We start from the raw sequence: 13,804 nt of genomic DNA on the forward strand, positions 1-13,804 counted from the left end.
CTCGCCGCTGCCGTGGGTGCTTCCTATACTCGGCCCGTATTCGACGTTCACAACGTCCACAACGTCCACGCCTTGCCAACGCGGCGGGCCTTACGGGAGAGCAGTCCATGTCACAGTCAATCGATCTCGCGCCGGTCAACGCGCTGGACCAGGCGGGCTTTGCGCGCGTGTTCGGCAGCGTGTTCGAACACTTTCCGCAGGCCGCGGCAGGGGCCTGGTCGCAGCGCCCGTTTGCATCGGTGGCGGCGCTGCATGAGGCGATGATGGACGTGGTACGCAATCTCGACGACAAGGGCCAGCGCGATTTCCTGAACCTGCACCCGTTGCTGTCCGGCGCCAACATCCGCGCAGGCACGATGACGGCGGATTCGAACGCGGAGCAGAAGAGCGCTGGATTGGACGCGATGACGACGCAGCAGGAAGACACGCTCGATCGCATGAACACCGCGTACCTCGCGCGCCATGGTTTCCCATTCATCATCTGCGTGCGGCATTACACGCGTGAAGGGATTTTTGCGCAGCTGGAGCGCCGCGTCGATCGCAGCACACCGGTGGAGCTTGAAGAGGCGCTGGCGCAGATCGCGGCGATTACGCGCGGGCGCCTCAACGCCCGGCTCAATACACTGGCGTCATGATTCCTGGCAGCGTGCCGGCGCAATATTGCGCGGCACGCTGCCAGAGCTCGGGAACTCAACCGAGCCTGAACTGCCCCACCGCCCCCGCCAGGCTTGCCGCCTGCGTTTGCAATGCTGCGGCGGCCGCCGTGGATTGCTCCACCAGCGCCGCGTTCTGCTGCACCATCTCGTCGAGCTGCGTCACTGCCTTGTTCACTTCGTGAATGCCGCGCGTCTGCTCGATGGCGGCCTGCGTGATTTCGGCGATGATGCTCGTCACCTTCGACACGTTGCTGACGATCTCGTGCATGGTTGCGCCGGCACGCTGCACCTGGCTCGAGCCTGTGGTCACGCTACCCACGGTCGTTTCAATCAACGTCTTGATTTCCTTGGCGGCCTGCGCGCTGCGTTGCGCCAGCGCGCGCACCTCGCCCGCCACCACCGCGAAGCCGCGGCCCTGGTCGCCGGCGCGAGCAGCTTCGACTGCGGCATTGAGCGCGAGGATGTTGGTCTGGAACGCGATGCCTTCGATCACGTTGATGATGTCCGACACGCGCACCGATGCGCTTTCGATCTCGCCCATGGTGCTGATGACTTCGCCGATCACCACGCCGCCGCTCTCGGCCACGCGTGACGCCGCGCCAACCGATGCATTGGCCTGCTGGGCAGAGTTGGCGGACTGCGATACGGTGGCGGTGATTTCTTCCATCGACGCGGCAGTTTGCTCGAGGCTGGCCGCGGCGCTTTCGGTGCGGCGCGACAGGTCGATATTGCCGGCTGCGATTTCCTCGGACGCGGCGCGCACCGATTCGCTGGTGTCGCGGATGTCGCGCATGACGGTGCACAGCTTGTCGGCGAACGTGTTGAACGCCACGGCAATCTGGGCGACTTCATCGCGGCCGTTGGCCGGCAAGCGCTGCGTGAGGTCGCCGTCGCCGGAGCCGATCGCGCGCATCGCGTCGCGGATCTGCGACAGGCGGCGGAACGACACGGCCGTCACGGCGCCGGTGACGGCTGCGGCCACGCACGCAATCACGAGCAGCGCGACGATCGAGGCGATCAGCGTCGAACGCATGCCGGCGGTGGCTTCCGACTTGTCGAGGGCGACGATCACCATCCAGTCCGAGTTCGGGACATCGCGTGCGCGCAGCAGCTTGGCGGTCCCGGCCACTTCCACCTCGAGCGGCTCCGCCGCGCCGGGCAGCGATGCGAGCTTGTCCGCGCCGAGCGCGGGCACGAGTTCCGACACCGGCTTGAGCGTGAGCTTGTCGTCGGGGTGCGCGACGATCAGTCCGTTCTTCGACACCAGCATGCCGAAGCTGGCCGGCGTCGGGTGGATGGCCTTGACGTTGGCGATCACGGTGTCCATGGCCACGTCGCCTGAGACAACGCCTTTCACGCCACCATCACGCACGATGGGCGCTGCGAAGGCGACCACCAGCTTGCCGCTGCCGGCATCGACATAGGGCGGCGTCACCACCGGCTTGCCTGCGCCCACGGCCTGCTTGTACCAGGGGCGGCCGGTCGGGTCATAGCCGGGCGGGATGCCAGTCGGGTTAGAGAACTTGGCGGTCTTGTCCGCGTAGCCGACGTAGACGTTGGTAAAGCCGCCGGCATCGGCAATCTGCTTGAGCGCAGCGTCGGGTTCGGGCTGCAGCACGGCGTCCTGCAGCGAGTTGATCATCTGGCTGTGCGATGCGACCCAGTCGTTGATGGCAGCGGCATGGCCGTTCTGCACGGCGGTCAGGCTGCTGTCGATGGCTTCCTGGTTGTAGCGGCGTGTGACCAGGTGGCTGAGCGCCGCGTTGAGAGCCAGGGCGACGACGACAATGGCCACGCAAAGGGCCATGATCCGGGCGCGGATGGTTGAGAACATCGGGCAGTTTCCTTCGTAGGGAATTTTTGGGGCGTCATGTGTGGGATCTCCACTGGGCAGGTAAACGGAGGCCTTCGCGACGACTTGAGCCGACCAATGCCAGTCGTCGCAAAAAAGGCGCGTGACCTCGTTAGCCGGCCATGACAGGAGCCTCCCTGTTGCTGCGACTGTCCTGAATGTTTCCGTTTGCGAATCGGCACGTTCGGTGCAGCCTCGGCGCCGAGCAACGCCATGCACGATGACGCGCTGCCGTCTGGCCGTCGTTGCTCTGCGGCGCGATGGCGACTGGAATCGATGCCGAGACAGGGATTGCATCGCCATTGCAAAGCAGCAAATCGTGCGCTGCGCCGCCACGCGCAACGCGCTTTTGCGGGGACTGGCTGGATGACGGCTCATGCAAACATGGCCGTGGCGTCGCTGCGGCGAATTACAAACGCTTACAGTCGATACGCCATGCGTCACATATTCTGCGGTCATTAACAGCAACAAGCGGAGTGATACCGTGTCGGCTTCTTCTTATTCTTTTTCTTCCAGGGCAGTTCGCATCGTGGCGGTGGCCGGGGCATTCGGGCTGGCAGCATGCGGCGGCGGTGGCGATGATTCGGGCAGCGGTAGCAGCGGACAGGGAACGCTCAAGGTCTCGATGACCGATGCGCCGGCCTGCGGTTTCGACCATGTCTTTGTGACCGTCAACAAGGTGCGCGTGCATACCAGCGCCAACGCCGATCCCGGAGCTAGCGGCTGGGTCGACATCAATGTGTCGCCCGCCCGCAAGATCGACCTGTTGTCGCTGACCAACGGCGCGCTCTCCGAACTGGGGCAAACTCCGCTGCCCGCGGGCAATTACCAGCAGGTGCGGCTGGTACTCGATGCCAACACCGGCGGCGGCTCAGGGGCATTGGCCAATTCCGTGGTGCCGACCGGCGGAAGCGAGAAATCGCTGGATACACCCAGTGCGGTGCAGTCTGGCATCAAGATCAACCGTTCCTTCACCGTCGCCCCCGGCACGCTGACCGACCTCGTGCTCGATTTTGACGCCTGCAAGTCTGTCGTGACGCGCGGCAATGGCAGCTATGGCCTGAAGCCGGTGGTGACAGCCATTCCGACCGTGGTCAGCGGCGCCGTGACCGGCGTGGTGGGTTCGTCGCCGGGCGCGCGCGTGTACGCCGAGCGCAACGGCGTTGTGGTGAAGGCCACGGTGGCGGATGCCAATGGGAACTTCACGCTGTCGCCGATCGAGCAGAGCAGCACTGCCGGCGCGGTGGACGTTGTCGTCGTGCCGGGCGCGGCCAACGGCCGTGCGACAGGTATCGTGCGTAGCGTGCCAGTGGTGGCGGGCGCTAGCACCGCGATTTCGACGTCCGGCACACCGCTGTCGTTGCCGACTTCGTCGTACCGGCGCGTTTCGGGTACCGTGACGCCGGCATCGGCCGAAGCGACGCTGCGCGCGCTGCAACTGGTCAGCGGCGGTACCTTCGAGATCGCCGCCACCGCTGCCGCGAGCGATACCGGCGCCTACAGCTTCTATGCAGCCGCGCCGGCGTTGCCGGTAGCCGCGCCGGTGATCGGCACCTACCAGGCGGCCTTGCCGATCCCGCTGCAGCCTGACAACGCGGCGGGCGGCAAGTACAGCGTGCAGGCCACCAGTTCCGCCGGTGTGGTGCAGACGCAGCCGGTGGATGTGAACAGTGCCGACGTGACCCAGAACTTCGGGTTCTGACCCAGGCAGCGCCGGGCCCGATAAGCCGGAAGCAGGTGTAAGCCTGCTTCCGGCATTTTTTTTCGGCCGGGTGCGCACGCCCTGCTTGTCATTCGCCCTGGCCGCGGTTTCCCGCTAGACTTTGAATCTCGCGTCCCGGGAGATCGCGCCATGTCAGCACATACCGCGGTGAAGTCCACTGCCGCGCCAGCTTCGCAGCGCAAGACCGGTTCGCCGGGAACAGCCGGACCGCTGATACGCGTCGGCATCGGCGGATGGACCTACACGCCGTGGCGCGACAATTTCTATCCGGCCGGGCTCGCGCAGACGCGCGAACTCGAATATGCGAGCCGCCACCTGACGGCCATCGAGATCAACAGCACCTATCACGGCACGCAGAAGCGCACGTCGTTCGCCAAGTGGCGAGACGAGACGCCCAATGACTTCGTGTTCTCGGTGAAGGCCTCGCGCTTTGCCACCAACCGCCGTGTGCTGGCGGAATCGGGCGAGTCGATTTCGCGCTTTATCGACAGTGGCATTGCGGAACTGGGCCCGAAGCTCGGGCCGCTGGTCTGGCAGTTCGCACCGACCAAGCAGTTCGATGCCGAAGACTTCGAAGCCTTCCTGCAGTTGCTGCCCGATTCGGTGGAGGGCGTGACACTGCGTCACGCGCTGGAGGTCCGGCATGACAGTTTCCTGTCGCCGGACTACCTGAAGCTGGCGCGCAAGTACAAGGCCGCGACGGTCTACACCGACTCGCCCAAGTTTCCATCGATGGCTGACCTGAGCAGCGACTTTGTCTACGCGCGCCTGATGGACAGCAGCGAAAAGCTGACGACCGGCTACGGGCCAAAGGCGCTGGACACGTGGGCCGAGCATGCGCGCACGTGGGCCGCGGGCAAGGCGCCGGCAAATCTGGAGCAGTTGGAGGACAAGCAGCCGGCTGCGAAGCGGCGCGAAGTCTTTATCTTCTTCATCAACGGCGCCAAGGAGCGCGCCCCGGCGGCCGCGCAGGCATTGCTGTCGCGCCTTGGCTGGGAACCCCAGGAACAGGTACCGGCGAAGGTGTCGGCGAAGGTTCCGGCAAAGAAGCGTGCCTGATATTCCGGCCGGCCCATTGACCCCTCGTTGCTACAATCCGGCATGAACACAAGCTCCCTGCCCCCGCAAGCCGGCGCTGCCGCGCCCGCCGCCGATTTCTCCACCCTGCCCCTGGCGCCGGCCACGCTCGCCACGCTGGCCCAGCTCGGCTATGACGAAATGACGCCGATCCAGGCCGCGAGCCTGCCGCTGACGCTCGCCGGCCACGACCTGATCGCGCAGGCCAAGACCGGCAGCGGCAAGACCGCTGCCTTCGCGCTGGCGCTGCTGCACAGGCTCGATGCGCGCCGCTTCGACGTCCAGGCGATGGTGCTGTGCCCAACGCGCGAGCTGGCCGACCAGGTCACGCAGGAAATCCGCCGCCTCGCACGGGCCGAAGAGAACGTGAAGGTGCTGACGCTGTGCGGCGGCTCGCCGATGCGCCCGCAGGTGGACAGCCTGGTCCACGGCGCGCACGTCGTGGTGGGCACGCCGGGCCGCATCCTCGACCATATCGACCGGGGCAGCCTCGAACTGTCCGCGATCAACACACTGGTGCTCGACGAAGCGGACCGCATGCTCGACATGGGCTTTTTCGACGACATCTCGTATGTGGCCAGCCGCTGCCCGCGCGAACGCCAGACGATGCTGTTTTCGGCCACGTATCCGGCGGGCATCGACAAGCTCAGCCAGAAGTTCCTGCGCAAACCGCAGGAGGTGAAGCTGGCCGAGAAGCACGACAGCTCGAGCATCCGCCAGTATTTCTATGAAGTCGATGAGAGCGAGCGTCTCAGCGCCGTGGGCCGCCTGCTCGACCATTTCCGCCCGGCCAGCACGCTGGCCTTCTGCAATACCAAGGCGCGCTGCCGCGATCTGGTCGACCTGCTGCGCGGACAGGGCTTTCAGGCGCTGGCCTTGCACGGCGACCTGGAGCAGCGCGACCGCGATCAGGTGCTCGTGCAGTTCGCCAACGGCAGCTGCTCGGTGCTGGTAGCGACGGACGTGGCCGCGCGCGGGCTGGATATCGCCCAGCTCGAAGCCGTGATCAACGTGGAAATCACGCCCGACCCCGAAGTGCATATCCACCGCATCGGCCGCACTGGCCGCGCCGGCGAGGAAGGCCACGCGTTCAGCCTGGTCAGCATGGACGAGATGGGGCGCGTAGGCAACCTGGAGCAGCACCACGGCGGCGAATTCGAATGGCACCCGCTGGCCGAACTGCGCGCCGCGAGCACCGAGCGCCTGCTGCCGCCGATGGTCACGCTGCAGATGCTGGGCGGCCGCAAGGAAAAGATCCGGCCCGGCGATATCCTCGGTGCGCTGACCGGCGAGGCCGGCTTCACCAAGGAACAGATCGGCAAGATCAATGTGATGGAGATGTCGACCTACATCGCGGTGGATCGCGCCATCGGGCGAGAAGCGGTGCGCCGGTTGAACGCGGGGAAGGTGAAGGGCAAGAAGGTGAAGGTGAGGATGCTGACCGAGTGAGCCGCGTTCGCGTCTGGGCCACCGCATAGTTTCTCGCAGATCTGACTTCACGAAGATTCGTGTAAGTCACCCTGTAAGGCCGCCCGATCCTTTGCTAATCTGGATGGACATGGCATCTCTGCCGTACCGCATGATCGACAGAAGAGGGAGTGGGTGATGAAAACCGCACGCCAGGTCGTAGAGTCCAAGCCGACGCAAGCCATCTTCAGCATTCCGCCCACGGCGACGGTGTATGCCGCACTGCAGCTGATGGCGGAAAAAGGCATCGGCGCCGTGCTGGTGATGGAGCACGGCAAGATTGTTGGCATCCTGAGCGAGCGTGACTATGCGCGCAAGGTGATCCTGATGCAGCGCTCGTCGCGCGATACGCTGGTGCGCGACATCATGACGTCGTCTGTTATTTACGTCAGCGGTGACCAGAGCACCGACGAGTGCATGGCCCTGATGACCAAGCACCGCATGCGTCACCTGCCGGTGATGAATGGCGAGGACCTGATCGGCATGCTGTCGATCGGCGACCTGGTGAAGGACATCATCTCCGAGCAGCAATTCATCATTGAGCAGCTCGAGCATTACATTCACGGCGGCAGTCGGTAACGCCGCACCTCTGCATGCGGGTCGCTGCCGGTTGCTACGGCGGCGCCTGCGCGCAGCCGAGTGTTGCAGCGCCACCGCACGCGATAGACGATAACCGCATATAATTATGCGGTTACTGAATTAGCGTTTCCGGCTTCTTCCGCCACGGCCTTGCGCCGTCACTGCGCGGATCCATACCTGGCCGGTCAATTCCCCAGTTTCGCGTTAGCAGCCACATGGCTGCCGCTTGTCGTTGTCTGCCCATGTCCTCGCTTAACCCGGCCAGCCAGGCCAACGCTTCCATTCCTCTTTCCCCCGCCCACGACCACCAGGCGATCATGCGCGTGATCGGCGGCATCGTGTTGTGCATCCTGCTCGCAGCGCTCGACCAGACCGTGGTGATCCCGGCCGTGCCGGCCATTGCCAATGACCTGAACGGCTTCGGGCATCTGTCGTGGATCGTGACCTCCTATCTGATCACCTCGACCGTCGCCACGCCGCTGTACGGCAAGCTGTCCGACAGCTTCGGCCGGCGCCGGCTGCTGATGGTGGCGATCACGCTGTTTATCCTGGCCTCGGTGGCATGCGCGATGGCGCAGTCGCTCGGTCAGCTGATCCTGTTCCGCGCGCTGCAAGGCATCGGCGGTGGCGGTTTGATGTCGCTCGCACAGGCGGCGATTGCCGACGTGGTGGCGCCGCGCCAGCGCGGCCGTTATCAGGGCTACCTGGCCACGGTGTGGGCGGTGGCGTCGATTGCCGGTCCGCTCGTCGGTGGTTGGGTGTCGGACAACCTGTCGTGGCGCTGGCTGTTCTGGATCAACCTGCCGCTGGGCGGCCTGGCGATGCTGCTGTGCTACCGCGGCCTGGCCATGCTGCCCGTGCGCGGCGGCCGTGCGCGCGTGGACTGGGTGGGCGCCCTGCTGCTGGCTGCGGCCATCGTCGCATTCCTGCTCGCGATGAGCTGGGGCGGCGATGTGTTCAACTGGATCTCGCCGCAACTGGGCCTGCTGGCGCTGGTGACGGTGGCCGCCGTGGCCGCGCTGGCGTGGCAGGAACGCCGCGCCGCCGACCCGATGCTGCCGCCGCGGCTCTTTGCCAACCGCGCCTATGTGATGGGCGTGGCCGCTTCGGCGCTGGCCGCGCTGAACATCTTCCTGTGCATCTTCGCCCTGCCACTGCATTTCCAGCTCGTGCGCGGCGCCGATGCGTCGATGTCGGGGCTGCTGGTGATGCCGTTCCTGCTGGCCACGGTGGCGGGCAATTTCATCGTGGCCTGGGTGGCGCCGCGCGTAGGACGCATGCGCGGCATCCTGACGGCCGGCTTCATCGCCGGCGCGATCGGGCTGGCCGTGCTGGCACTCGCTACGCCTGCCGTGCCGCTTGCCGTGGTGCTGCTGGCGATGAGCATCGGCGGTACAGGCCTCGGCATGGTCATGGTTGGCACGCTCATGAGCGTGCAGAACGTGCTGGAGCGCCGCGACACTGGCGCCGGCACCGGCGCGCTGCTGGTGCTGCGCTCGCTCGGCAGCGCTTTGGGCGGCGCGCTCGCCGGTACGCTGCTCACGCTTGAGTTCCGCCACGCCACGGCCGCTGCCGGTGTCTCGCAGGCGCTCGACCTCGGCGCGCTGCGGCATGGCAGCGAAGCGTTCGCGCAGCTTTCCCCGGCGGTGCGGCAGATCCTTTCGAACGGTGTCGAATCGGGCTTCCAGCTGATCTTTGCAGTAGGGGCCGTCGCCGCGCTGCTGGCGCTTGGCATCGTGCGTTGCATGCCGGACATCGAGCTGCGCGGCAGCGTCGCGGAACACGCCGCCAGTCTGGCCATGGACTGAGCTGCCTGCCGGCGCCGAGGCCGGCATCGGCGTAGACTATCGCGTACCCGATACAGCGAGCCGCCCCTTATGGAGACAGGAGACATCGCATGAACCGCCGTCAGACCGCCCTCGCCGCTTCCGTGCGCCGTGCCATGTTTGCCACCGCGCTTGCACTCGCCGCCGCCAGTGCTGCACTGTTGCCGCATCCGGCGCGCGCCGCCGACAAGCCTGCCGCCATGCCGGCCGCAGCGCCGGCCGGCAACTGCCCGGCTTCGCTCAACTTCCAGTTCCCGCGCCTGCAGGACGAGGCCCCGCAGAACCTGTGCCAGTACGCGGGCAAGGTCGTGCTGGTGGTCAACACCGCGAGCTATTGCGGTTTCACGCCGCAATATGAAGGGCTGGAAGCGCTGTACAGCAAGTACCGCGACCGCGGGCTGGTGGTGCTGGGCTTCCCGTCCAACGACTTCTCGCAGGAGCCGGGCTCGTCCAAGGAGATCGCAGACTTCTGCTACAACACCTACGGCGTCAAGTTCCCAATGCTGGGCAAGTCCCACGTGCGTGGCGGTGATGTCAATCCGATGTACGCGCTGCTGGCAAAGGAAACCGGCACCGCGCCGAAGTGGAACTTCTACAAGTACCTGATCGACCGCAGCGGCAACGTGGTGGGCAGCTACAACAGCATGACGAAGCCCGACGACAAGCAGTTCGTGGCGAAGATCGAGCAGTTGCTGTCCAGCCCGCGCTGAGCGGCCCGCATCCTGTCTTTCGCTTGCGACAGCCCGGCTTTGGCCGGGCTGTTTTGCTTGTGGAGCTTGATTTGCATCAAGCACACATTGCCGCGCGCTGATTAACGTCGCCGCTTTGAGACGGCGGAGCGGCACGATGGGCATCACCTTGTACAACACGGACGGGCATACCTGCCTGATGTTTGCCGACCTGGTCGAGGAAGCGCATGGAGAAGTGGTGCAGACCAACCAGTTCCTGGTCGTCGACCACGGCCACGGCGCGCTGATCGATCCCGGCGGACACATGACCTACAGCGAGCTGTACCTGGCCATCAGCCGCTATTTCCCGCCCAAGCAACTCGACTACGTGCTCGCTTCGCACGCCGATCCCGATATCGTCGCCTCGGTCGGGCGCTGGCTGACGGGCTCGGATTGCCAGGTTCTCATCTCGAAAGTGTGGGCGCGCTTTCTGCCGCATTTCTGTCAGGCGGGGAAGACGAACGGGCGTATCGTCACCATTCCCGACGCGGGCACGCATATCCCGCTGGGCCGTGGTTCGCTGGTCGCCGTGCCCGCGCATTTCCTGCATTCCGAGGGCAACTTCCAGTTCTACGACCCCATCAGCAAGATCCTGTTCTCGGGCGATCTCGGCGCAGCCATGACGAGCGCCGCTGAGGCCGGCGCCACGGTTACGGATTTCGATGCGCACGTAGCGCGCATGCTGCCGTTCCACCAGCGCTATATGAGCGGCAATCGCGCCTGCCGGCTGTGGGCGGCGATGGCGCGCACGCTCGACATCGAATGGATCGTGCCGCAGCACGGGCCGTCGTTTCGCGGTGCGGCCATGGTCGCGCGCTTTATCGACTGGGTCGATGGCCTGCAATGCGGGCTGGACCTGCTCACGCCGAACCACTACCGCGTGCCGCCCGCCCACACCGTCACGGACTGATCCGTCCTCAGGCGAGCAGCTGTGCCAGCGCCGATGGCAGGCCGGCGTTTGGCTTGCGCGGCGGGCGCGCAAAGCTGCCTTCGCGCGTGCTGCCGGGCTGCAGGGCCACGAGCGATTCGCAATGACGCACGGCGCTGCTGACGCCATCGACAACCGGCACCGGAATGCGGCCTTTGAGCGAGCGGGCCAGTCCCGCAAGCGGCGCGCCGGCGACGATGATCACGTCGGCGCCATCCTGACGCACGGCTTGCAGACTCAGTTCTTCCAACCGCGCAGCATGGTCTTCTTGCACGCTGCCGATATCGCGCAGCGGCTCCTGCAGCGAGCGGATGCTCGCCAGGCGCGAGGACAGCCCATTGCTCGCCACGCATTCGCGATACCACGCCTCGATGCGATGCGAGATCGCGATGATCGAGAAGCGCTGGCCGAGCAGGCATGCACTGGCCAGCGCGGCTTCGGTCATGCCGACCACGGGCACGTCGAACAGCTCCTTGAGTCCGGCCAGGCCCGGGTCGCCGAAGGCAGCGACGACGAGACCATCGAACTTGCCGGCGTGCTCGGCCGCGGCGCATGCAGTCGCGTAGCCGCCGACTAGCGCCTCGAAGCGCGTTTCGATATACGCCACGCCGAACGGCGCGGTCGCCATGGTGATGTTCGTTTCGGGCGAGGCGGTGCGCAGGGCTTCCGCGTGAATCAGGTCGGTGACCGACTCGCTGATGTTGGGGTTGACGATCAGGAGGTTCATATCGGGTTTGCGATGGTTCGGGTTCAGACCTCGGGTTGGCCGGCTTCGAGGAACCTGCCGCGTCCGGCTGCGGGCTCCAGGTACTCGCCATCGCGCACCAGCATGTCGCCGCGCGAGAAGCAGGTCACGGGCCAGCCGGTGACGTCGAGGCCTTCATACGGCGTGTAGTCGACAGCATGGTGCAGCGCGCTGTTGGTGATGCGCACCTTGCGCGCCGGATCCCACAGCACGATGTCTGCATCGGCGCCGACGGCAATGGTGCCCTTGCGCGGATACAGGCCGTAGATCTTGGCCGGGCGGTATGAGGTCAGCTCGACGAACTGGTGCAGCGACAGCTTGCCCTGAGCGACGCCGTCGAACAGCAGCGGCAGGCGCGTTTCGATGCCCGGCACGCCGTTGGGAATGTGATCGAACGAATGCTCGGTGCTACCGCCAAGCTTCTTGCCTTCCGGATCGTCGTAATTGAACGGCGCATGGTCCGACGAGAACACGCTGAATACGCCGTTCACCAGCGCACGCCACACGGCGGCCTGGTTCTCCGGATCGCGCGGCGGAGGGCTGCACACGCACTTGGCGCCTTCATAGCCATCGTCGCCGGGCAGGCCCATGTCGTCCGCGGTGAGGTACAGGTACTGCGGGCAGGTCTCGGCCAGGATCTTCAGTCCCCTGCCCTGCGCCCAGCGAATCTGCTCGATCGCCTCCTTGCCCGACACATGCACGATCAGGATTGGCACGTCGACGAGTTCCGCGAACGTGATGGCGCGGTGCGTGGCCTCGCGCTCGACCGGAGCGGGACGCGCGAGCCCGTGGAAACGCGGGGCGATGCGCCCTTCGCCGGTCAGCTTGTCGGTCAGCCACGAGATGCAGTCCGAGTTTTCCGCGTGGACCATCACGAGCGCCTTGTGTTCGCGCGCGACGTCCAGCACTTCCAGCATCTCGCGATCCGACAGCTTGAGGTCGTCATAGGTCATGTAGACCTTGAACGAGGTATAGCCCTTGCGGATCAGCGAGGGCAGTTCGTCCTGCAGCACGGTGGGGGTTGGGTCGGCCACGATCAGGTGGAACGCGTAGTCGATCACGGCGCGGCCTTCGGCGCGGCGATGGTAGTCCGCCACCGCGGCCTTGAGCGAAGCGCCCTTTTCCTGCGCGGCGAACGGGATCACCGTGGTGGTGCCGCCGCACACAGCCGCGCGCGTACCGGTGAAGAAATCATCGGCCATGCGCATGCCGTCGGGCATGGGCTGGTCCAGGTGGCAGTGGCCGTCGACGCCGCCGGGCAGCGCGAGCAGGCCGGTGGCATCGACTTCACGGTTGCCTTGCGGCAAACCGTGGCCGAGCGCGACGATGCGGCCGTCGCGCACGCCGATATCGCACTGGAAGCGGTCCGAAGCGGTGACCACGTCGGCATTGCGGATCACCAGGTCTAGGTTGTTGTCTGCGGGCATGGTCATGACTCCGGTTCGTTGCCTCTGTACTCTGCCTTACTGGACTTCGCGGAACAGACGACCCCAGCCGGTCAGCGCGCGCGTGTCGACGCCAGCCAGGCGCAGCGACTTCCACACCACGGTGGAGATGGTGTCGTACACGGGAATGCCGGTCTCGGCTTCCAGCGCTTCCACCAGGTGCGCGGCGCGCAGGTTGGTGCAGAACGTGGTGATGGCCTGCGGCTTGTCCTTGGCGAGTTCGCGCACCATGGTACGGATGGTGTCTTCCTCGACCTCGGCGAAGCTGTAGTTCACGTGCAGTTCCAGATGGCGTTCGAGCGAGCAATCGAAGCCGCTGCGCGCGTAGTTGGCGACGATGCGCTGCTGCACGTCATTGAGGTACGGCGTGGCCAGGCCGAAGCGGCGCGCGCCGGTCTTTTCGAGGATTTCGTTCAGTGCCAGTACCGAGGTGGTGGCGGGGATGCCGGTGGCTTCGGTGATCTGCTTGCACAGCGCTTCATCCTTGTCGAAGCCGAGCCAGCCCGACGAGGTGCCGTTCCACGCGATCACGTCGACACGCGCGTCGGCCAGCAGGCGCGCTGCGGCAAGGATCTTCTCGAGATCGAACTGGCCCAGTGCCTGGTCGCGCAGCGAGATCTCGGTAACGGTAAAGCGCGAGAAATGCGCGCTCACGTTGGGCAAGCCGCTGACCATCGCGCTGGTAATCGGTTCGAGCGCGGTATTGGAAGACGGCGTCAGCATGCCGAGGCGGATTTGCTTGGTCATTGGAGGTGTTCTCAGGAGTGGTGCGGACGCC

Annotated in this window: 11 protein-coding genes and 1 pseudogene; 8 read left to right on the forward strand and 4 right to left on the reverse strand. The window is 65.6% G+C overall.

The window, feature by feature from the left end; translation table 11 throughout:
* Positions 1-107 precede the first annotated feature (107 nt).
* On the forward strand, positions 108-635 hold the full coding sequence (gene uraD / locus K2O51_RS12645; RefSeq protein WP_011296225.1) for a 2-oxo-4-hydroxy-4-carboxy-5-ureidoimidazoline decarboxylase: 528 nt from the start codon (positions 108-110) through the stop codon (positions 633-635).
* Between the two features lie 55 nt (positions 636-690).
* On the opposite strand, the gene K2O51_RS12650 is transcribed toward uraD, so the two are convergent.
* Positions 691-2,490: a methyl-accepting chemotaxis protein gene (locus tag K2O51_RS12650; RefSeq protein WP_140950905.1), complete on the reverse strand. Its 1,800-nt coding sequence runs from the start codon at positions 2,488-2,490 to the stop codon at positions 691-693.
* 502 nt (positions 2,491-2,992) lie between these two features.
* Between K2O51_RS12650 and K2O51_RS12655 the strand changes: the two genes are divergently transcribed.
* From K2O51_RS12655 to K2O51_RS12685, 7 genes are all read left to right on the forward strand, one after another.
* Positions 2,993-4,210: a DUF4382 domain-containing protein gene (locus tag K2O51_RS12655; RefSeq protein ID WP_011296227.1), complete on the forward strand. Its 1,218-nt coding sequence runs from the start codon at positions 2,993-2,995 to the stop codon at positions 4,208-4,210.
* Between the two features lie 150 nt (positions 4,211-4,360).
* A complete protein-coding gene (locus tag K2O51_RS12660) occupies positions 4,361-5,290 on the forward strand; it encodes a DUF72 domain-containing protein (protein WP_220631194.1) in 930 nt (309 codons plus the stop codon).
* A 42-nt stretch (positions 5,291-5,332) separates the two neighbouring features.
* Positions 5,333-6,757, forward strand: coding sequence for an ATP-dependent RNA helicase DbpA (gene dbpA / locus K2O51_RS12665; RefSeq protein ID WP_011296229.1), 1,425 nt, complete (start codon positions 5,333-5,335; stop codon positions 6,755-6,757).
* A 156-nt stretch (positions 6,758-6,913) separates the two neighbouring features.
* On the forward strand, positions 6,914-7,354 hold the full coding sequence (locus tag K2O51_RS12670) for a CBS domain-containing protein (RefSeq protein WP_011296230.1): 441 nt from the start codon (positions 6,914-6,916) through the stop codon (positions 7,352-7,354).
* A 317-nt stretch (positions 7,355-7,671) separates the two neighbouring features.
* Positions 7,672-9,162, forward strand: a complete 1,491-nt coding sequence (locus K2O51_RS12675) for an MDR family MFS transporter (RefSeq protein WP_140950915.1) — start codon at positions 7,672-7,674, stop codon at positions 9,160-9,162.
* Positions 9,163-9,251: 89 nt separating this feature from the next.
* Positions 9,252-9,890, forward strand: coding sequence for a glutathione peroxidase (locus K2O51_RS12680; RefSeq protein WP_140950902.1), 639 nt, complete (start codon positions 9,252-9,254; stop codon positions 9,888-9,890).
* Between the two features lie 136 nt (positions 9,891-10,026).
* Positions 10,027-10,818 carry an oxygen-binding di-iron domain-containing protein gene (locus K2O51_RS12685; protein ID WP_220631195.1) on the forward strand — a complete coding sequence of 264 codons (792 nt, stop codon included), beginning with the start codon at positions 10,027-10,029 and terminating at the stop codon, positions 10,816-10,818.
* 7 nt (positions 10,819-10,825) lie between these two features.
* On the opposite strand, the gene K2O51_RS12690 is transcribed toward K2O51_RS12685, so the two are convergent.
* The 3 genes and pseudogenes from K2O51_RS12690 to K2O51_RS12700 all read right to left on the reverse strand — a co-directional run bounded on the left by K2O51_RS12690 (position 10,826) and on the right by K2O51_RS12700 (position 13,773).
* Positions 10,826-11,563 carry an aspartate/glutamate racemase family protein gene (locus K2O51_RS12690; RefSeq protein ID WP_011296234.1) on the reverse strand — a complete coding sequence of 246 codons (738 nt, stop codon included), beginning with the start codon at positions 11,561-11,563 and terminating at the stop codon, positions 10,826-10,828.
* A gap of 23 nt (positions 11,564-11,586) precedes the next feature.
* A pseudogene (gene hydA / locus K2O51_RS12695) lies at positions 11,587-13,026 on the reverse strand (dihydropyrimidinase); the annotation flags it as partial.
* Positions 13,027-13,044: 18 nt separating this feature from the next.
* Positions 13,045-13,773: a maleate cis-trans isomerase family protein gene (locus tag K2O51_RS12700; RefSeq protein WP_041679432.1), complete on the reverse strand. Its 729-nt coding sequence runs from the start codon at positions 13,771-13,773 to the stop codon at positions 13,045-13,047.
* Between the last annotated feature and the right edge of the window lie 31 nt (positions 13,774-13,804).

Source organism: Cupriavidus pinatubonensis, assembly GCF_019602855.1.
Classification (GTDB): Bacteria; Pseudomonadota; Gammaproteobacteria; order Burkholderiales; family Burkholderiaceae; genus Cupriavidus; species Cupriavidus pinatubonensis.

What these genes read in the sequence shown, in the direction of transcription:
- K2O51_RS12675 (WP_140950915.1), top strand. Translation starts at nt 7,672, where the DNA reads ATGCGCGTGATCGGCGGCATCGTGTTGTGCATCCTGCTCGCAGCGCTC.
- K2O51_RS12660 (WP_220631194.1), top strand. Translation starts at nt 4,361, where the DNA reads ATGTCAGCACATACCGCGGTGAAGTCCACTGCCGCGCCAGCTTCGCAG.
- K2O51_RS12685 (WP_220631195.1), top strand. Translation starts at nt 10,027, where the DNA reads ATGGGCATCACCTTGTACAACACGGACGGGCATACCTGCCTGATGTTT.
- K2O51_RS12680 (WP_140950902.1), top strand. Translation starts at nt 9,252, where the DNA reads ATGAACCGCCGTCAGACCGCCCTCGCCGCTTCCGTGCGCCGTGCCATG.
- K2O51_RS12670 (WP_011296230.1), top strand. Translation starts at nt 6,914, where the DNA reads ATGAAAACCGCACGCCAGGTCGTAGAGTCCAAGCCGACGCAAGCCATC.
- dbpA (WP_011296229.1), top strand. Translation starts at nt 5,333, where the DNA reads ATGAACACAAGCTCCCTGCCCCCGCAAGCCGGCGCTGCCGCGCCCGCC.
- K2O51_RS12650 (WP_140950905.1), bottom strand. Translation starts at nt 2,490, where the DNA reads ATGTTCTCAACCATCCGCGCCCGGATCATGGCCCTTTGCGTGGCCATT.
- uraD (WP_011296225.1), top strand. Translation starts at nt 108, where the DNA reads ATGTCACAGTCAATCGATCTCGCGCCGGTCAACGCGCTGGACCAGGCG.
- K2O51_RS12700 (WP_041679432.1), bottom strand. Translation starts at nt 13,773, where the DNA reads ATGACCAAGCAAATCCGCCTCGGCATGCTGACGCCGTCTTCCAATACC.
- K2O51_RS12690 (WP_011296234.1), bottom strand. Translation starts at nt 11,563, where the DNA reads ATGAACCTCCTGATCGTCAACCCCAACATCAGCGAGTCGGTCACCGAC.